The sequence below is a fragment of the Citrobacter sp. Cb028 genome (assembly GCF_030336705.1).
Taxonomy (GTDB): Bacteria; Pseudomonadota; Gammaproteobacteria; order Enterobacterales; family Enterobacteriaceae; genus Citrobacter; species Citrobacter braakii.
Genome location: NZ_JAOWCZ010000028.1, coordinates 22,081 through 40,837, shown reverse-complemented (window position 1 = coordinate 40,837; position 18,757 = coordinate 22,081). Strand labels below are relative to the sequence as shown.

Genomic DNA, 18,757 nt, shown 5'->3' with positions numbered 1-18,757 from the left:
CGCTTTGTGCAGTTGCACAATGCCGCCGCTTATTATCTTCCCTATGCTTGAGCTCTGCTCACAGGAGGGGTTTATGGCTGGCTGGCATCTTGATACCAAAATGGCGCAGGATATCGTAGCGCGAACCATGCGCATCATTGATACCAATATCAACGTAATGGATGCCCGCGGGCGGATCATTGGCAGCGGCGATCGCGAACGAATTGGTGAATTGCACGAAGGCGCGCTGCTGGTGCTTTCGCAAGGTCGGGTGGTCGATATTGATGATGCGGTAGCCCGGCATTTACATGGAGTGCGTCAGGGGATAAACCTGCCGCTGCGTCTGGAAGGCGAAATCGTTGGCGTTATCGGTCTTACCGGCGAGCCGGAACATCTGCGCAAGTATGGCGAACTGGTGTGCATGACCGCCGAAATGATGCTGGAACAGTCGCGTCTGATGCATCTGTTAGCGCAGGATAGCCGTCTGCGTGAAGAGCTGGTGATGAACCTGATTCAGGCTGAAGAGAATACCCCGGCGCTGATGGAATGGGCACAGCGATTGGGCATTGATTTGAACCAGCCGCGCGTGGTGGCGGTAGTGGAGGTCGACAGCGGTCAGCTTGGCGTTGATAGTGCGATGGCGGAGCTACAGCAATTGCAGAACGCGTTGACTACGCCCGAACGTAATAATCTGATTGCGATTGTTTCTCTGACCGAGATGGTGGTGCTGAAACCAGCGCTCAATCAGTTTGGCCGCTGGGACGCTGAAGATCATCGCAAGCGCGTTGAGCAACTGATTGCCCGCATGAAAGAGAATGGACAACTGCGTTTTCGCGTGTCGCTGGGCAACTATTTTACCGGGCCCGGCAGCATTGCCCGTTCGTATCGTACGGCGCGCACCACCATGATGGTCGGCAAGCAGCGGATGCCGGAAAGCCGGAGCTATTTCTATCAGGACTTGATGCTGCCGGTGCTGCTGGACAGCCTGCGCGGCGGCTGGCAGGCCAATGAGCTGGCGCGCCCGCTGGTAAGGCTGAAAGCGATGGATAACAACGGTTTGCTGCGTCGAACATTATCGGCATGGTTTCGACATAACGTTCAGCCGCTGGCGACCTCAAAAGCATTGTTTATTCACCGCAATACGCTGGAGTATCGCCTGAACCGTATTTCAGAGCTGACCGGGCTGGATCTGGGGAATTTTGACGATCGACTGCTGCTGTATGTGGCGTTGCAGCTGGATGAGCAGCATTGATTAATTGCCTGATAAGCGTAGCGCTATCAGGCAACAATCTACTTATTTGCGCGTCAGTTTTTCCAGATCGGCTTCAATCTCGCTGATCTTGTTGGTCACGACGCTTTCCAGATGACGTAAATCATCGAGGATCTTGCGTTTAAGATCGACTTCGCTGCGATCTCGCTGGCAGATCTGATCCAGTTCGTCGATCACGTAGCGCAGGTTGGGACTGATCTCCTGCACTTCTTTGTAACCCTGACCGACGCCATCGGCGACAACCGTTTTACGCTGACGGGGATATTTGAACTTCACGCTCTTGGCAAAAAACTCGCCTTTATCCTTCTGGAAATAGATTTTCAGGATATCGTTGTTGGCTTCTTGCCGCAGACTGTAACGATCGATCTCTTCAGGATTAGTAATGCCCAGACTTTTCAGATTGTCATACATAGCGGTACCCTTAAGCTCACTATAACCATTGAATAATTAACGAAAAGCCTTGTTTATGCCACTCGCAGATGTAAAAAAAGCGGGCTAAGCCCGCTTTTTCAAATCGCTGTTAGTCGATGGTGCGTAACAGTTCGTTGATTCCCACTTTGCCACGCGTTTTGGCATCGACTTTCTTCACAATCACCGCGCAGTACAGGCTGTATTTGCCATCTTTCGACGGCAGGTTGCCGGAGACGACCACGGAACCCGCTGGAACGCGGCCGTAATGCACTTCGCCGGTTTCGCGATCGTAAATACGGGTGCTCTGGCCGATATACACACCCATAGAGATGACGGAGCCTTCTTCGACGATCACGCCTTCAACCACTTCAGAGCGCGCGCCGATGAAGCAGTTGTCTTCGATGATGGTCGGGTTAGCCTGCAACGGTTCCAGTACGCCACCAATACCAACGCCACCGGACAGGTGTACGTTCTTACCGATTTGCGCACAGGAACCTACGGTCGCCCAGGTATCAACCATCGTACCTTCATCAACATAAGCGCCGATGTTCACGTAAGACGGCATCAGCACGGTGTTACGGGCGATAAACGCGCCCTGACGCACTGCCGCAGGCGGAACCACGCGGAAACCTTCTTTCTGGAAGCGCGCTTCGTCGTAGTTGGCGAATTTCATCGGCACTTTATCGAAGTAACGGCTTTCCGCACCCTCGATAACCTGATTATCGTTAATACGGAAAGAGAGCAGGACCGCCTTTTTCAGCCACTGATGCGTGACCCACTGACCCTCAATCTTTTCTGCGACGCGCAGTGCACCGGAATCCAGTAAAGAAATAACCTGATTCACCGCTTCGCGGGTTACGGTATCTACATTTGCCGGAGTAATGTCGGCACGGCGCTCGAAAGCGGACTCAATAACGTTCTGTAACTGCTGCATTGTTAAACTCTTTCCATAATAAATAAAAACATTACCCTTTATCGTTTGGATTGAGGGCCTCTGTCAACCGTTGATGCACTTCCTGCTGCAGCTCATTATTAAGGGCGCGCCGGTCTGCGGTGGCGATTATGAATAAATCTTCTACTCGCTCGCCAATAGTTGTAATTCGGGCGCCATGCAGCGAAATTCCCAGATCGGCAAAAATCTGCCCGACCCGCGCCAGCAGTCCTGGCTGGTCGAGAGCGATAAGCTCAAGAAATGATTTTCGGTCGGTATGAGTCGGCAGAAAAGTGACCTCGGTATCGACGGTAAAGTGACGTAATTTTGCCGGCTGGCGACGCGGTTGCGGCGGCTGCCAGCTACGCTGGGTGATCGCCTGTTCAAGCCCAAAACGGATCGCTTCGTGTCGGTCTGACGACAGCGGGCTACCGTCTGGTTCCAGCACAATGAACGTATCCATCGCCATCCCATCGCGGGTGGTGAAGATTTGCGCATCGTGGACGCTAAGATTGCGCCTGTCCAGTTCGGCGCAGACGGCAGCAAACAGGTAAGGGCGGTCAGGGCTCCAGATGAAAATTTCCGTCCCGCCTCGCGTGGCCTGCGGGCTGAGCAGGATCAGCGGCTTGCTGAGATCGTGTTGCAGCAGATGACGTGCATGCCAGGCCAGTTGATTTGGGCTGTGACGTACGAAATAGTTGGCGCGACAGCGCGACCAGATATGGTGTAGCGCTTCTTCATCAATGTTGTCCATGCGCAGTAGCGCCAGCGCCTGAAGCTGATGATGACGTACGCGCTCACGCATATCCGGCGTGTTTTGCATCCCACGGCGTAACTGTTTTTCCGTCGCGAAGTACAGCTCGCGCAGCAGGCTTTGCTTCCAGCTATTCCACAGCGTTTCGTTGGTGGCGCAAATATCTGCGACGGTCAGGCACACCAAAAAGCGCAGACGATGTTCCGTTTGCACCTCTTCGGCGAATTGCTTAATGACTTCGGGATCCTGAATATCGCGGCGCTGAGCGGTAACCGACATCAGCAAATGCTGGCGCACCAGCCACACGATCAGTTGCGTTTCGCGGGAGTTCAGACCGTGCAGTTCGGCGAATTTGAGCACATCCTGGGCGCCGAGAACCGAGTGATCGCCGCCGCGACCTTTGGCGATATCGTGGAACAGCGCGGCAATCAGAATCAGCTCCGGCTGTCGCAGACGCGGCCACAGATCCACGCACAGCGGATGGCGCTGACGGGTCTCTTCGTTAGCAAAACTTTCCAGCTTGAGCATTACGCGAATGGTGTGTTCATCCACCGTATAGGCATGAAACAGGTCAAACTGCATTTGGCCGACAATATGCGACCATTGCGGCATATAGGCCCACAACACGCTGTGGCGATGCATAGGCAGCAGGCCGCGACTCACCGCGCCCGGATGGCGCAACATACTGAGAAACAGCGAACGCGCTTCCGGGATGTAGCACAGCGGCTGCGTTAAATGACGGCGGGCATGACGTAAATGGCGCAGCGTAGTGGAGTAAATTCCGCTGATCGCGCTATTACGCACCATGATGTAAAACATCCGCAATATTGCTTCGGGTTTGCGAATAAACAGGTCGTCGTCGCGCAGATCAATCAACGTGCCGCGCAGTTGAAAGTCGTCATCAATCGGACGTGGTTTTTCATCGGCGGGCAGGGCGAGGATCGCCTCGTCGAACAGTTGCAACAGCATGTGGTTCAGTTCGCTGACCCGTCGTGTGACGCGGAAATAGTCTTTCATCATCCGCTCGATAGGCTCATTGCCTTCACCGCCGTAGTTCAGGCGTTGCGCCACGCTGAGCTGACGATCAAACAGCAGACGGTTGTCGTAACGACTAACGACCAGATGCAGGGCAAAGCGAATGCGCCACAGGATATGCAAACATTCATTCAGCTCGGCACGTTCTGCCTGCGTCAAAAAGCCGAAACCGACCATTTCATCCAGTGAGGTGGCGCCAAAATGGCGGCGGGCCACCCATTGCAGGGTATGAATATCGCGCAGGCCGCCGGGGCTACTTTTGATATCCGGCTCCAGGTTATAGCTGGTGCCGTGATAGCGCTGGTGGCGCTGATTCTGCTCTTCAACTTTGGCTGCGTAAAACTTATCGGACGGCCAGAAACCTTCGCTAAAAATATGCTTTTGTAGCTCAAGAAACAGCGCCACATCACCAATCAGCAGGCGTGTTTCAATCAGGTTGGTGGCGACGGTTAAATCTGACAATCCTTCCAGCAGACACTCTTCCAGCGTGCGCACGCTGTGCCCAACCTCGAGCCTCACGTCCCATAGCAGCGTTAACAGTTCGCCAACTTTTTCGGCCTGCGCGTCTGGTAGCTTTTTACGACTCAGGATCAGCAGGTCAATATCGGAAAGCGGATGCAGTTCGCCGCGCCCGTAACCGCCAACGGCAACCAGCGCCAGGTCGGCAATTTGACCGAAACCGGCTTCAATCCACAGACGTTGCAGTAACTGGTCAATAAACTCGGTGCGGGCTTCAACCAGCTGTTCTGCGGAAATCCCGCTGTCAAACGCGTCACCTAACCAGTGCTGGAAAGTGTCGATATGCGCTTTAATGCCGGGGCAGTTGAGATCTTGCTGCGGCCAGGTTCCGGGGTTCTGCGGTTGGCCTGGCAGGGTGGGGAGGGCAGTATTTGCGTGTTGTTCAGGAAGAGTATTCATTATGCGCCACCCATTAAAAAAGCCGGATGACGGCGTGAACGCCTTACCCGGCCTACGAAGTAGTACAATTTGTAGGCCTGATAAGATGCGGGCGCATCGCCATCAGGCAAAACATTATTCGTCGTGTGTGATGATCGCCGGGATGGTGTCATCCTTGCGTAATGTCAGAATTTCACAGCCTTTTTCCGTCACCACAATAGTATGCTCGTACTGAGCAGACAAGCTCCGATCTTTAGTTTTCACCGTCCATCCGTCTTTCATGGTACGGATGCGGTAATCACCGGCATTCAGCATGGGCTCTACGGTGAAGGTCATGCCCGGCTGCAGTACCACACCGCCGTCGTCTGCATCGTAGTGCAGAACCTGCGGCTCTTCATGGAAGCCGCGACCGATGCCGTGACCGCAATATTCACGGACCACAGAGAAGCCTTCGCCTTCCGCGTATTTTTGAATCGCAGCGCCCAGCGTGCGCAGGCGAATACCCGGTTTTACCATCCGCAGCGCCAGATACAGGCTTTCCTGCGTGACGCGGCACAAACGCTCGCCCAGAATGGTTGGTTTGCCGACGATGAACATTTTCGAGGTATCACCGTGGAACTCGTCTTTAATCACGGTTACGTCGATGTTGACGATATCGCCGTCTTTCAGGAGCTTGGCGTCGTCCGGGATCCCATGGCACACCACTTCATTAATAGAGATGCACACGGACTTCGGATAACCGTGATAGCCCAGGCAGGCGGAAATGGCCTGCTGCTCATTCACGATGTAGTCATTACAGATGCGATCCAGTTCGCCGGTGCTGACACCTGGCTTAACAAACGGTTCGATCATTTCCAGTACATCGGCGGCCAGACGGCCAGCGACGCGCATTTTTTCGATTTCTTCAGGGGTCTTGATTGAGATAGCCATGAATTCTGTCCATCAGTGCCGATGATATCGGCAATAATTGTTTAAGTGGTGCTAATGGTATCAGTCCGGCATACATGCTGCCAAATTGAGAATCATTCTGAACTTCGCCTTTCGTGCCACAGGTGTGTTGGCTGTATTTGCTCACTCCAGCCGCTTACTGCATGTAGGCTCCCGGAGATGCAAAAATTGGCTGCCTCCCTGTAACACGAAATTCATCGTTCATTCAGCACGCACCGCCAACAATTATTGGTGTCGGTAGCGTATTTGTGGTATAAAGCGCGCCGGACTTCCGATCCATTTGAAGACTACACACGATGGACGGGAGCGACAAATCTCACTTTGTGTAACAACACACACGTATCGGCACATATTCCGGGGTGCCCTTTGGGGTCGGTAATATGGGATGCGTGGAGGCTTAACCCCAACTTTTATATATAGAGGTTTTAATCATGGCAACTGTTTCCATGCGCGACATGCTCAAGGCTGGTGTTCACTTCGGTCACCAGACCCGTTACTGGAACCCGAAAATGAAGCCGTTCATCTTCGGTGCGCGTAACAAAGTTCACATCATCAACCTTGAGAAAACTGTACCGATGTTCAACGAAGCTCTGGCTGAACTGAACAAGATCTCTGCTCGTAAAGGTAAAATCCTTTTCGTTGGTACTAAACGCGCTGCAAGCGAAGCGGTGAAAGAAGCTGCTAACAACTGCGACCAGTTCTTCGTGAACCATCGCTGGTTGGGCGGCATGCTGACTAACTGGAAAACCGTTCGTCAGTCCATCAAACGTCTGAAAGATCTGGAAACTCAGTCTCAGGACGGTACTTTCGAAAAGCTGACCAAGAAAGAAGCGCTGATGCGTACTCGTGAGCTTGAGAAACTGGAAAACAGCCTGGGCGGTATCAAAGACATGGGCGGTCTGCCGGACGCTCTGTTCGTAATCGATGCTGACCACGAGCACATTGCTATCAAAGAAGCAAACAACCTGGGTATCCCAGTATTTGCTATTGTTGATACCAACTCTGATCCGGACGGTGTTGACTTCGTTATCCCGGGTAACGACGACGCAATCCGTGCTGTGACCCTGTACCTGGGCGCTGTAGCTACTACCGTTCGTGAAGGCCGTTCTCAGGATCTGGCTTCCCAGGCGGAAGAAAGCTTCGTAGAAGCTGAATAATAAGGCACGCTCGTTCGAGCCCCCTTATAAACCAGGTAGTATCACGTTTGGTTAGGGGCCCTTTAGGCCCCTTTTTCACTTTTAAATCTGTGCGGTTTCATGCCGGGCAGATCAAATCTTCCGAGGATTTTAGAATGGCTGAAATTACCGCATCCCTGGTAAAAGAGCTGCGTGAGCGTACTGGCGCAGGCATGATGGATTGCAAAAAAGCACTGACTGAAGCTAATGGCGACATCGAGCTGGCAATCGAAAACATGCGTAAGTCCGGCGCAATCAAAGCGGCGAAAAAAGCAGGCAACGTTGCTGCTGACGGCGTAATCAAAACCAAAATCGACGGCAACATCGCTTTCATTCTGGAAGTTAACTGCCAGACTGACTTCGTTGCTAAAGATGCTGGTTTCCAGGCATTTGCTGACAAAGTACTGGACGCTGCCGTTGCTGGCAAAATCACTGACGTTGAAGTTCTGAAAGCGCAGTTCGAAGAAGAACGTGTTGCTCTGGTTGCTAAAATCGGTGAGAACATCAACATCCGTCGTGTTGCTTCCCTGGAAGGCGAAGTTCTGGGTAACTACCAGCACGGTGCTCGTATCGGTGTTCTGGTTGCTGCAACTGGCGCTGACGAAGAGCTGGTTAAACAGCTGGCAATGCACGTTGCTGCAAGCAAACCAGAATTCGTTAAGCCGGAAGACGTTTCTGCTGAAGTGGTAGAGAAAGAATACCAGGTTCAGCTGGACATCGCGATGCAGTCTGGTAAGCCGAAAGAAATCGCAGAGAAAATGGTTGAAGGCCGCATGAAGAAATTCACCGGTGAAGTTTCTCTGACTGGTCAGCCTTTCGTTATGGATCCGAGCAAATCTGTTGGTCAGCTGCTGAAAGAGCACAACGCTGATGTAACAGGCTTCATCCGCTTTGAAGTGGGTGAAGGTATCGAGAAAGTTGAGACTGACTTTGCAGCAGAAGTTGCTGCAATGTCCAAGCAGTCTTAATTTTTAAAGGAGCCGCCTGAGGGCGGCTTCTTTTTGTGTCTGGCTTGTAAATTCAGCGAACCGCTATATTGGTCATGCTGAAAAGCGACATACAATGTCGCCGGTATTAATTCATCTCATTCGTTGACAGTCTCAGGAAAGAAACATGGCTACCAATGCAAAACCCGTCTACAAACGTATTCTGCTTAAGTTAAGTGGCGAAGCTCTGCAAGGTTCAGAAGGCTTCGGTATTGATGCAAGCATCCTTGACCGTATGGCTCAGGAAATCAAAGAGCTGGTTGAGCTGGGTATCCAGGTTGGCGTAGTGATTGGTGGTGGTAACCTGTTCCGTGGCGCTGGTCTGGCGAAAGCAGGGATGAACCGCGTTGTGGGCGACCACATGGGCATGTTAGCCACCGTCATGAACGGTCTGGCGATGCGCGATGCGCTTCACCGCGCCTATGTGAACGCTCGCTTGATGTCCGCAATTCCTCTGAATGGCGTGTGTGATAACTACAGCTGGGCGGAAGCAATCAGCCTGCTGCGTAACAACCGCGTTGTTATTTTGTCTGCGGGTACTGGCAATCCGTTCTTCACTACCGACTCTGCGGCTTGCCTGCGTGGTATTGAAATTGAAGCGGATGTGGTACTGAAAGCCACCAAAGTCGATGGCGTATTTACTGCTGACCCGGCTAAAGATCCAACGGCGACTATGTACGAACAGTTGACCTATGCTGAAGTACTGGATAAAGAGCTGAAAGTGATGGATCTTGCGGCGTTTACACTGGCTCGTGACCACAAATTACCGATTCGTGTCTTTAACATGAACAAACCGGGTGCGCTGCGCCGTGTTGTTATGGGTGAAAAAGAAGGCACGTTAATCACGGAATAATTCCCGTTGCGGCTAAATGCAGGTAATATTCCGCTTTAATGTCGCGGGATACGTCCCTCAAAATTAATCAAGACTATACTTGTCACATCTTGCGTGGTGGGTATGGTCTGACTGAAACAAGCTTTCAAGGATTCGTAACGTGATCAACGATATCAGAAAAGATGCTGAAGTACGCATGGACAAATGCGTCGAAGCGTTCAAAAACCAAATCAGCAAAATTCGCACGGGCCGTGCTTCTCCTAGCCTGCTGGATGGTATTGTCGTGGAATATTACGGCACACCGACCCCGCTGCGCCAGCTGGCAAGCGTAACGGTTGAAGATTCCCGTACCCTGAAAATCAACGTGTTCGACCGTTCTATGGGGCCAGCCGTTGAGAAAGCGATTATGGCTTCCGACCTCGGTCTGAATCCAAGCTCTGCGGGTTCCGACATCCGCGTTCCGCTGCCGCCGCTGACTGAAGAACGTCGTAAAGATCTGACCAAGATCGTGCGTGGCGAAGCTGAAGGCGCGCGCGTTGCCGTACGTAACGTACGCCGTGATGCCAACGACAAAGTGAAAGCGTTGTTGAAAGAAAAAGAGATCAGCGAAGATGACGATCGCCGTTCTCAGGACGACGTACAGAAACTGACTGACGCAGCTATCAAGAAAGTTGATGCGGCGCTGGCAGAGAAAGAAACGGAACTGATGCAGTTCTGATTCGCCTGTACGCTAAAAACGCCGCTTAGAAGGCCTGAGAAGGCTGGATGGCGGCGTTTTGCTTTTTTCTGTCTATATACTCTAAATAATTCGAGTTGCAGGAAGGCGGCGACGCAGGGCATCCCCGGGAGCGTACACCCGTGCGTGACAGGGGTGAACGAGGAGAGCCAACGTACATGCAACTTGAAGTATGACGAGTAAAATTCTTCTGGATGTCTGATGAAGCAATTAACCATCCTGGGATCAACCGGTTCCATTGGTTGCAGTACGCTGGATGTAGTACGCCATAACCCGGAAAAATTTCGCGTTGCTGCGTTGGTGGCGGGTAAAAATGTCGTCCGTATGGTTGAGCAATGTCTGGAATTTTCTCCTCGCTATGCGGTAATGGACGATGAAAAAAGCGCTGCGTTGGTAAAAGCAGCTCTGCTGGAGCAGGGCAGTCGTACTGAGGTTATGAGCGGGCAGCAGGCTGCCTGTGATATGGCTGCGCTGGATGATGTTGATCAGGTTATGGCGGCGATTGTCGGCGCGGCGGGCTTGCTACCGACGCTGGCGGCAATCCGCGCGGGCAAAAGCATTTTGCTGGCGAATAAAGAGTCTCTGGTGACCTGCGGGCGTCTGTTTATGGACGACGTGCAACGCCACAAAGCACAGCTTTTGCCGGTAGATAGCGAACATAACGCGATTTTTCAGAGTTTACCGCAACCTATCCAACACAATCTGGGATACGCTGACCTTGAGCAAAATGGCGTCATATCAGTTTTGCTTACCGGGTCTGGTGGCCCTTTCCGTGAAACGCCATTGCGCGATCTGGTTTCTATGACCCCCGATCAGGCATGTCGTCATCCGAATTGGTCGATGGGACGAAAAATCTCTGTCGATTCAGCCACCATGATGAATAAAGGTCTGGAATACATTGAAGCGCGTTGGTTATTTAATGCCAATGCAAGCCAGATGGAAGTGCTGATTCACCCGCAGTCGGTTATTCATTCGATGGTGCGTTATCAGGATGGTAGCGTTCTGGCGCAGTTGGGGGAACCTGATATGCGTACACCTATTGCTCATACGATGGCATGGCCAGAACGAGTGACGTCCGGCGTTAAGCCTGTCGACTTTTGCAAGCTCAGTGCGTTGACGTTTTCCGCACCTGATTACCAGCGTTATCCATGCCTGAAACTGGCGATGGACGCGTTTGAGCAAGGGCAGGCGGCGACGACCGCTTTGAACGCAGCGAATGAAATTACCGTTGCCGCATTCCTGGCGCAGCAGATCCGATTTACCGATATTGCTGACCTGAATTTATCCGTACTGGATAAGATGGATTTGCAGGAGCCACAGAGCGTTGATGACGTGCTGAAGGTTGATGCTATCGCGCGGGAAGTCGCCAGAAAAGAAGTGATGCGACGCTCAAGCTGATGATAATCCCTCCTCGGAGAATCGCGATATTTGTTAGCGTTGGGCTTCAGTGATATAGTCTGCGCCACTCGATCGCGGGTATTTGTTTTTTTTCGGTCGGGTAAGCCGTGGTTTGACACGGCTTTTTTGTGGATGCACAAAATCATTCAGGTTGCATCAAGGTGGCAAGTGGATGAGTCCCCTGGAGCATACAAAGAGTATGTGACTTGGGCGAAGATCACAGCCGACGAAGGAGCAGCCTGAAGGATGAAGCGCAAAAGGCTTCAGTATTCCTGAGTACCGTATAATCCTTTCAGGGACTAAAAACGCGTTATGTTGTCTGCAACTAAACCATTAAGCGAAAATTTGCCAGTACATGGTTGTCGCCATGTAGCAATTATCATGGATGGCAATGGCCGCTGGGCGAAAAAGCAAGGGAAGATTCGCGCCTTTGGACATAAGGCCGGAGCAAAGTCCGTCCGCCGGGCTGTCTCTTTTGCTGCCAATAACGGTATTGATGCGTTAACGCTGTATGCCTTTAGCAGTGAGAACTGGAACCGACCTGCGCAGGAAGTGAGCGCGTTAATGGAGCTGTTTGTGTGGGCGCTTGATAGCGAAGTGAAAAACCTGCACCGCCATAACGTACGTCTGCGTATTATCGGGGATATCAGTCGATTTAACTCACGTTTGCAAGAACGGATTCGCAAATCAGAAGCGATTACCGCCCAGAATACCGGGTTGACGCTAAATATTGCAGCGAATTACGGTGGACGGTGGGATATAGTCCAGGGAGTCAGACAACTGGCACAACAGGTGCAGGATGGTCTGCTGCGTCCAGAGCAAATCGATGAAGAGATGCTGGGGCAGCAAATTTGTATGCATGAACTGGCTCCTGTGGATTTAGTGATAAGGACTGGGGGAGAGCATCGAATTAGTAATTTTCTGTTGTGGCAAATTGCCTATGCCGAACTTTACTTTACGGATGTTCTCTGGCCCGATTTCGATGAACAAGACTTTGAAGGTGCGCTGCATGCCTTTGCTAATCGTGAGCGTCGTTTCGGCGGCACCGAGCCCGGTGATGAAAAAGCCTGATGGGGGTCGCTTTTGCTGAAGTATCGCCTGATTTCTGCTTTTGTTTTAATACCCGTTGTCATCGCGGCGCTGTTTTTGCTGCCGCCGGTGGGGTTCGCCATTGTTACGCTGGCCGTCTGTATGCTGGCCGCCTGGGAATGGGGACAGTTAAGCGGTTTTACCACGCGTACGCAGCGAGTCTGGCTGGCTGTTTTGTGCGGGCTATTGCTGGCACTGATGCTATTTTTGTTGCCGGAATACCATCGCAATATTCATCAGCCGCTGGTTGAAGTATCGCTGTGGGCGTCGCTGGGCTGGTGGGTCGTGGCGCTGTTACTGGTGCTGTTTTATCCCGGCTCTGCGTCGGTCTGGCGTAATTCCAAAACATTACGCATAATTTTCGGCGTGTTAACCATAGTCCCTTTCTTTTGGGGAATGCTGGCGCTACGTGTATGGCACTATGATGAGAATCATTATAGTGGCGCGTTATGGCTGCTGTATGTCATGATCCTCGTCTGGGGAGCGGACTCGGGTGCCTATATGTTTGGTAAGCTATTTGGCAAACATAAGCTGGCGCCGAAGGTTTCTCCTGGTAAAACCTGGCAGGGTTTTATTGGCGGACTCGCCACTGCGGCCGTGATCTCATGGGGTTATGGCATGTGGGCGAATCTTGAGGTTGCGCCTGTCACCTTGCTTATTTGCTCCATCGTTGCAGCCCTGGCCTCCGTGCTGGGTGACCTGACCGAGAGTATGTTTAAGCGTGAAGCAGGTATTAAGGACAGTGGTCACTTAATACCAGGACACGGCGGTATTTTGGATCGTATTGATAGCCTGACGGCTGCGGTACCGGTCTTTGCCTGCCTGTTGTTACTGGTATTCAGGACACTCTAACGGATGGTCTTATGCTGAGTATTCTCTGGAATCTGGCTGCATTCATCGTTGCACTTGGTGTGCTTATCACCGTGCATGAATTTGGTCATTTCTGGGTTGCACGGCGCTGCGGAGTCCGCGTCGAACGCTTTTCCATTGGCTTTGGAAAAGCGCTTTGGCGGCGTACCGATAAATCAGGTACGGAATACGTCATCGCCCTGATTCCCCTCGGCGGTTACGTCAAGATGCTGGATGAGCGCGCTGAACCGGTCGCACCGGAGCTGCGCCATTACGCTTTCAACAATAAAACGGTTGGACAACGCGCAGCCATCATCGCCGCAGGTCCGATTGCCAACTTCCTTTTTGCTATTTTCGCGTATTGGCTGGTGTTTATCATCGGTGTCCCTGGCGTTCGTCCGGTTGTTGGTGAAATAACACCCAACTCGATTGCCGCACAGGCGCAAATTCAGCCGGGTACGGAACTAAAAGCGGTTGATGGTATCGAAACCCCTGATTGGGATGCCGTGCGATTACAACTGGTATCCAAAATTGGCGATGAACATACGACTCTCAGCGTGGCGCAGTTTGGCGGCAACCAGCGGCAGGACAAAACGCTGGATTTACGCCATTGGGCATTTGAGCCAGACAAAGAGGATCCTGTTTCCAGTTTAGGGATTCGCCCACGCGGTCCGCAGATTGAATCGGTGCTGTCAGAAGTGCAGGTAAACTCCGCTGCAAGTAAGGCGGGTTTGCAAGCTGGCGACAGGATCGTTAAAGTCAATGGTCAGCCGCTGACGCAATGGATGACGTTCGTGACGCTGGTGCGCGATAATCCGGATAAGCCGTTAGCGCTAGATATTGAAAGACAAGGAAGTTCCTTGTCTTTAACGTTAACCCCAGATTCAAAACAGGTTAACGGGAAGGCAGAGGGTTTTGCGGGCGTGGTGCCTAAAGTTATTCCTCTGCCTGATGAGTATAAGACTGTACGCCAGTATGGGCCATTCAGCGCCATCCTCGAAGCCTCGGATAAAACGTGGCAGTTGATGAAGCTGACGGTCAGTATGCTGGGAAAATTGATTACCGGTGATGTAAAACTGAACAACCTCAGTGGGCCGATTTCTATCGCCCAGGGGGCTGGGATGTCAGCGGAGTTCGGGGTTATTTATTACCTGATGTTCCTTGCGCTTATCAGCGTGAACTTAGGGATAATCAACCTGTTTCCGTTGCCCGTTCTTGACGGGGGGCATCTGCTGTTCCTGGCGATTGAAAAGCTGAAGGGCGGTCCGGTATCCGAGCGGGTTCAAGACTTTAGTTATCGCATTGGCTCTATCTTGCTGGTGTTGTTAATGGGGCTTGCACTTTTCAATGATTTCTCTCGGTTGTAAGAGAGTGTTAGGAAGAACGCATAATAACGATGGCGATGAAAAAGTTGCTCATAGCGTCGCTGCTGTTTAGCAGCGCCACCGTATACGGTGCTGAAGGGTTCGTAGTGAAAGACATTCATTTCGAAGGCCTACAGCGAGTCGCCGTTGGTGCGGCTCTCCTCAGTATGCCGGTGCGCACAGGCGACACGGTTAATGATGAAGACATCAGTAATACCATTCGTGCTCTGTTCGCCACCGGTAACTTTGAGGATGTCCGCGTCCTGCGCGATGGTGATACCCTTCTGGTTCAGGTAAAAGAACGTCCGACGATTGCCAGCATCACTTTCTCCGGTAACAAATCGGTGAAAGATGACATGCTCAAGCAAAACCTCGAGGCTTCTGGTGTGCGTGTTGGCGAGTCTCTGGATCGCACCACGCTAGCCGATATCGAAAAAGGGCTGGAAGATTTCTACTATAGCGTCGGTAAGTACAGCGCCAGTGTGAAAGCGGTGGTAACGCCGTTGCCGCGTAACCGCGTTGACCTCAAGCTGGTCTTCCAGGAAGGCGTTTCGGCGAAGATCCAACAGATCAATATCGTCGGCAACCATGCTTTCTCGACCGACGAACTGATCTCTCACTTCCAACTGCGTGATGAAGTGCCGTGGTGGAACGTGGTGGGCGATCGTAAATACCAGAAACAGAAACTGGCGGGCGATCTTGAAACCTTGCGCAGCTACTATCTGGATCGCGGTTATGCTCGCTTCAATATCGATTCCACCCAGGTTAGCCTGACGCCGGATAAAAAAGGTATCTACATTACCGTTAACATCACTGAAGGCGATCAATACAAGCTTTCAGGGGTACAGGTGAGCGGTAACCTGGCTGGGCACTCCGCCGAAATTGAGACCCTGACCAAAATCGAGCCAGGCGAACTCTATAACGGCACCAAAGTGACCAAAATGGAAGATGATATCAAGAAGCTTCTGGGTCGCTATGGCTATGCCTATCCGCGCGTACAGTCGCAACCTGAAATCAACGACGCCGACAAAACCGTTAAATTACGCGTAAACGTGGATGCAGGTAACCGTTTCTACGTGCGTAAGATTCGTTTTGAAGGTAACGACACCTCTAAAGATTCCGTTCTGCGTCGCGAAATGCGCCAGATGGAAGGTGCCTGGTTGGGTAGCGATCTGGTCGATCAGGGTAAAGAGCGTCTGAACCGTCTGGGTTACTTTGAAACCGTCGATACAGATACTCAGCGTGTACCGGGTAGCCCGGATCAGGTTGATGTGGTCTATAAGGTTAAAGAGCGTAACACCGGTAGCTTTAACTTCGGCGTTGGTTACGGTACTGAAAGCGGCGTGAGCTTCCAGGCTGGCGTTCAGCAAGATAACTGGTTAGGTACCGGTTATTCAGTCGGGATCAACGGCACCAAAAACGACTATCAGACCTATACTGAGTTGTCTGTCACCAACCCATATTTCACCGTTGATGGGGTGAGCCTTGGTGGTCGCGTTTTCTACAATGACTTTAAAGCGGATGATGCAGACCTGTCCGACTATACCAACAAAAGTTATGGTACTGACGCAACGCTCGGCTTCCCGATCAACGAATACAACACCTTACGTGCGGGTGTGGGTTATGTGCATAACTCCTTGTCTAACATGGATCCACAGGTTGCAATGCAACGTTATCTGGTTTCAATGGGTAAGGATCCTGACGCTGATAGCTTTAAATCAGACGATTTCACCTTCAACTATGGGTGGACATATAACAAGCTGGACCGTGGGTACTTCCCAACGGAAGGTACGCGTGTCAACCTGAACGGTAAAGTAACCATTCCGGGTTCTGACAACGAATACTACAAAGCGACGTTGGATACCGCGACCTATGTGCCGATCGATGACGATCACAAATGGGTTGTTCTGGGTCGCACGAAGTGGGGCTATGGTGACGGCATCGGCAGCAAAGAGATGCCATTCTACGAGAACTTCTATGCCGGTGGTTCCAGCACCGTGCGTGGTTTCCAGTCCAACACCATCGGTCCAAAGGCTGTCTATTTACCGGCTAATCGTTATAACAACGATAGCGATTACGATAACGAATGTGACGCCACCAATACTTCACCGTGTAAATCGGATGATGCGGTGGGCGGTAACGCCATGGCTGTCGCCAGCCTGGAATTCATTACCCCGACGCCGTTTATCAGCGACAAGTATGCCAACTCGGTCCGTACCTCGTTCTTCTGGGATATGGGTACCGTTTGGGATACGAACTGGGATTCAGCTAAGTACTCTGGTTATCCGGACTACAGCGATCCGAACAATATCCGTATGTCAGCGGGTATCGCTTTACAATGGATGTCCCCATTGGGGCCGTTGGTTTTCTCCTACGCCCAGCCGTTCAAGAAGTACGATGGAGACAAAGCGGAACAGTTCCAGTTTAACATTGGTAAAACTTGGTAATTGTTCTTCGCAAAGGAATGTAGTGGTAGTGTAGCGATGACTTTAGGCGATCTTGCATGGGATCGCCTGGCCACGCAAAGAACTGTACCTTCGGGTGCAAATGGGATGGTAAGGAGTTAATTGTGAAAAAGTGGTTATTAGCTGCAGGTCTCGGTTTAGCGATGGCAACGTCCGCACAGGCTGCTGACAAAATTGCAATCGTCAACATGGGTAGCTTGTTCCAACAGGTTGCACAGAAGACGGGCGTTTCTGCTACGCTGGAAAACGAGTTCAAAGGCCGTGCCAGCGAACTGCAGCGTATGGAATCTGATCTGCAATCTAAAATGCAGCGTCTGCAATCCATGAAAGCGGGTAGCGATCGTACCAAGCTGGAAAAAGACGTCATGGCTCAGCGTCAGACTTTCTCTCAGAAAGCTCAGGCTTTTGAGCAGGATCGTGCGCGTCGTTCCAACGAAGAACGTGGCAAACTGGTTACTCGTATCCAGACAGCTGTGAAATCTGTTGCTAACAGTCAGAGCATCGATCTGGTTGTTGACGCAAACACCGTTGCATACAACAGCAGCGATGTAAAAGACATCACCGCTGACGTACTGAAACAGGTTAAATAAGTAATGCCTTCAATTCGACTGGCTGATTTAGCAGAGCAGTTGGATGCAGAATTACACGGTGATGGCGATATCGTCATCACCGGCGTAGCGTCCATGCAATCTGCGCAAACTGGCAATATCACGTTCATGGTGAATCCTAAGTACCGTGAACACTTAGGCGTATGCCAGGCCTCTGCCGTTGTGATGACGCAGGACGATCTTCCTTTTGCTAAGAGTGCTGCGCTGGTAGTGAAGAATCCCTACCTGACCTATGCACGTATGGCGCAAATCTTAGATACCACGCCGCAGCCCGCACAAAACATTGCACCGAGTGCAGTGATCGATGCGACGGCGAAGCTGGGTAATAATGTTTCTGTGGGCGCAAATGCGGTCATTGAGTCTGGCGTAGAACTGGGCGATAACGTCGTTATCGGCGCAGGCTGCTTCGTCGGAAAAAATACTAAAATCGGCGCAGGTTCACGCTTGTGGGCGAATGTGACGATTTACCACGACATTCAGATCGGTGAGAATTGCCTGATCCAGTCCAGCACTGTCGTCGGATCTGATGGATTTGGTTACGCGAACGATCGCGGTAACTGGGTGAAGATCCCGCAGCTTGGTCGCGTGATTATCGGCGATCGCGTCGAGATCGGCGCTTGTACCACCATTGACCGTGGTGCGCTGGACGATACTGTGATCGGTAATGGTGTTATCATTGATAACCAGTGCCAGATTGCGCATAACGTTGTGATTGGCGACAATACGGCGGTAGCCGGTGGCGTCATTATGGCGGGTAGCCTGAAGATTGGCCGTTACTGCATGATTGGCGGCGCCAGCGTGATCAATGGGCATATGGAAATATGCGATAAAGTCACGGTTACTGGCATGGGTATGGTGATGCGTCCTATCACCGAACCTGGCGTCTATTCCTCAGGCATTCCGCTACAGCCCAATAAGGTATGGCGTAAAACAGCTGCACTGGTGATGAATATTGATGATATGAGCAAGCGTCTCAAAGCGATTGAGCGCAAGGTTAATCAACAAGACTAAAGCACCGTTTTTGCATGTC

The 18,757-nt window shown here is 51.7% G+C and carries 16 protein-coding genes; 12 read left to right on the top strand and 4 right to left on the bottom strand.

Translation table 11 applies throughout. The annotated features are described in order from the left end of the window. Positions 1-73: 73 nt before the first annotated feature. Positions 74-1,231, top strand: coding sequence for a DNA-binding transcriptional regulator CdaR (gene cdaR, locus OGV75_RS05110; protein ID WP_016151755.1), 1,158 nt, complete (start codon positions 74-76; stop codon positions 1,229-1,231). 42 nt (positions 1,232-1,273) lie between these two features. Here cdaR and OGV75_RS05105 read toward each other — a convergent pair whose 3' ends face one another. From OGV75_RS05105 to map, 4 genes are all read right to left on the bottom strand, one after another. After that, entirely contained in the window at positions 1,274-1,660 is a 387-nt protein-coding gene (locus tag OGV75_RS05105; protein WP_003018562.1) for a DUF3461 family protein, read from the bottom strand. 109 nt (positions 1,661-1,769) lie between these two features. Further along, positions 1,770-2,594 carry a 2,3,4,5-tetrahydropyridine-2,6-dicarboxylate N-succinyltransferase gene (gene dapD, locus OGV75_RS05100; protein ID WP_003829186.1) on the bottom strand — a complete coding sequence of 275 codons (825 nt, stop codon included), beginning with the start codon at positions 2,592-2,594 and terminating at the stop codon, positions 1,770-1,772. Positions 2,595-2,625: 31 nt separating this feature from the next. Continuing rightward, positions 2,626-5,298, bottom strand: coding sequence for a bifunctional uridylyltransferase/uridylyl-removing protein GlnD (gene glnD / locus OGV75_RS05095; protein WP_286480410.1), 2,673 nt, complete (start codon positions 5,296-5,298; stop codon positions 2,626-2,628). A gap of 114 nt (positions 5,299-5,412) precedes the next feature. Then, positions 5,413-6,207 (bottom strand): type I methionyl aminopeptidase, encoded by a 795-nt coding sequence (gene map / locus OGV75_RS05090; RefSeq protein WP_016151757.1) that lies wholly within the window; start codon positions 6,205-6,207, stop codon positions 5,413-5,415. 449 nt (positions 6,208-6,656) lie between these two features. On the opposite strand from map, the gene rpsB reads away from it, so the two are divergent. From rpsB to lpxD, 11 genes are all read left to right on the top strand, one after another. Then, positions 6,657-7,382, top strand: coding sequence for a 30S ribosomal protein S2 (gene rpsB / locus OGV75_RS05085; RefSeq protein ID WP_016151758.1), 726 nt, complete (start codon positions 6,657-6,659; stop codon positions 7,380-7,382). Between the two features lie 134 nt (positions 7,383-7,516). Further along, entirely contained in the window at positions 7,517-8,368 is an 852-nt protein-coding gene (gene tsf / locus OGV75_RS05080; RefSeq protein WP_016151759.1) for a translation elongation factor Ts, read from the top strand. A 145-nt stretch (positions 8,369-8,513) separates the two neighbouring features. Beyond that, on the top strand, positions 8,514-9,239 hold the full coding sequence (gene pyrH / locus OGV75_RS05075) for a UMP kinase (protein ID WP_005132114.1): 726 nt from the start codon (positions 8,514-8,516) through the stop codon (positions 9,237-9,239). A gap of 139 nt (positions 9,240-9,378) precedes the next feature. Next, the gene (frr, locus tag OGV75_RS05070; RefSeq protein ID WP_016151760.1) at positions 9,379-9,936 is read left to right on the top strand and encodes a ribosome recycling factor; all 558 of its coding nucleotides are present in this window, start codon (positions 9,379-9,381) and stop codon (positions 9,934-9,936) included. A gap of 219 nt (positions 9,937-10,155) precedes the next feature. Next, entirely contained in the window at positions 10,156-11,352 is a 1,197-nt protein-coding gene (gene ispC / locus OGV75_RS05065) for a 1-deoxy-D-xylulose-5-phosphate reductoisomerase (RefSeq protein WP_046275346.1), read from the top strand. A 312-nt stretch (positions 11,353-11,664) separates the two neighbouring features. Next, entirely contained in the window at positions 11,665-12,423 is a 759-nt protein-coding gene (gene ispU, locus OGV75_RS05060; RefSeq protein WP_137352557.1) for a (2E,6E)-farnesyl-diphosphate-specific ditrans,polycis-undecaprenyl-diphosphate synthase, read from the top strand. Between the two features lie 12 nt (positions 12,424-12,435). Next, positions 12,436-13,293 carry a phosphatidate cytidylyltransferase gene (gene cdsA / locus OGV75_RS05055; protein WP_047358501.1) on the top strand — a complete coding sequence of 286 codons (858 nt, stop codon included), beginning with the start codon at positions 12,436-12,438 and terminating at the stop codon, positions 13,291-13,293. Positions 13,294-13,304: 11 nt separating this feature from the next. Continuing rightward, entirely contained in the window at positions 13,305-14,657 is a 1,353-nt protein-coding gene (gene rseP / locus OGV75_RS05050) for a sigma E protease regulator RseP (protein ID WP_046275344.1), read from the top strand. A gap of 29 nt (positions 14,658-14,686) precedes the next feature. Next, positions 14,687-17,101 carry an outer membrane protein assembly factor BamA gene (gene bamA, locus OGV75_RS05045; protein WP_016151764.1) on the top strand — a complete coding sequence of 805 codons (2,415 nt, stop codon included), beginning with the start codon at positions 14,687-14,689 and terminating at the stop codon, positions 17,099-17,101. Between the two features lie 122 nt (positions 17,102-17,223). Beyond that, on the top strand, positions 17,224-17,709 hold the full coding sequence (gene skp / locus OGV75_RS05040) for a molecular chaperone Skp (RefSeq protein ID WP_016151765.1): 486 nt from the start codon (positions 17,224-17,226) through the stop codon (positions 17,707-17,709). Between the two features lie 3 nt (positions 17,710-17,712). Beyond that, positions 17,713-18,738, top strand: a complete 1,026-nt coding sequence (lpxD, locus tag OGV75_RS05035; protein WP_003018531.1) for a UDP-3-O-(3-hydroxymyristoyl)glucosamine N-acyltransferase — start codon at positions 17,713-17,715, stop codon at positions 18,736-18,738. Positions 18,739-18,757: the final 19 nt, after the last annotated feature.

What these genes read in the sequence shown, in the direction of transcription:
- cdaR (WP_016151755.1), top strand. Translation starts at nt 74, where the DNA reads ATGGCTGGCTGGCATCTTGATACCAAAATGGCGCAGGATATCGTAGCG.
- OGV75_RS05105 (WP_003018562.1), bottom strand. Translation starts at nt 1,660, where the DNA reads ATGTATGACAATCTGAAAAGTCTGGGCATTACTAATCCTGAAGAGATC.
- dapD (WP_003829186.1), bottom strand. Translation starts at nt 2,594, where the DNA reads ATGCAGCAGTTACAGAACGTTATTGAGTCCGCTTTCGAGCGCCGTGCC.
- glnD (WP_286480410.1), bottom strand. Translation starts at nt 5,298, where the DNA reads ATGAATACTCTTCCTGAACAACACGCAAATACTGCCCTCCCCACCCTG.
- map (WP_016151757.1), bottom strand. Translation starts at nt 6,207, where the DNA reads ATGGCTATCTCAATCAAGACCCCTGAAGAAATCGAAAAAATGCGCGTC.
- rpsB (WP_016151758.1), top strand. Translation starts at nt 6,657, where the DNA reads ATGGCAACTGTTTCCATGCGCGACATGCTCAAGGCTGGTGTTCACTTC.
- tsf (WP_016151759.1), top strand. Translation starts at nt 7,517, where the DNA reads ATGGCTGAAATTACCGCATCCCTGGTAAAAGAGCTGCGTGAGCGTACT.
- pyrH (WP_005132114.1), top strand. Translation starts at nt 8,514, where the DNA reads ATGGCTACCAATGCAAAACCCGTCTACAAACGTATTCTGCTTAAGTTA.
- ispC (WP_046275346.1), top strand. Translation starts at nt 10,156, where the DNA reads ATGAAGCAATTAACCATCCTGGGATCAACCGGTTCCATTGGTTGCAGT.
- ispU (WP_137352557.1), top strand. Translation starts at nt 11,665, where the DNA reads ATGTTGTCTGCAACTAAACCATTAAGCGAAAATTTGCCAGTACATGGT.
- rseP (WP_046275344.1), top strand. Translation starts at nt 13,305, where the DNA reads ATGCTGAGTATTCTCTGGAATCTGGCTGCATTCATCGTTGCACTTGGT.
- bamA (WP_016151764.1), top strand. Translation starts at nt 14,687, where the DNA reads ATGGCGATGAAAAAGTTGCTCATAGCGTCGCTGCTGTTTAGCAGCGCC.
- lpxD (WP_003018531.1), top strand. Translation starts at nt 17,713, where the DNA reads ATGCCTTCAATTCGACTGGCTGATTTAGCAGAGCAGTTGGATGCAGAA.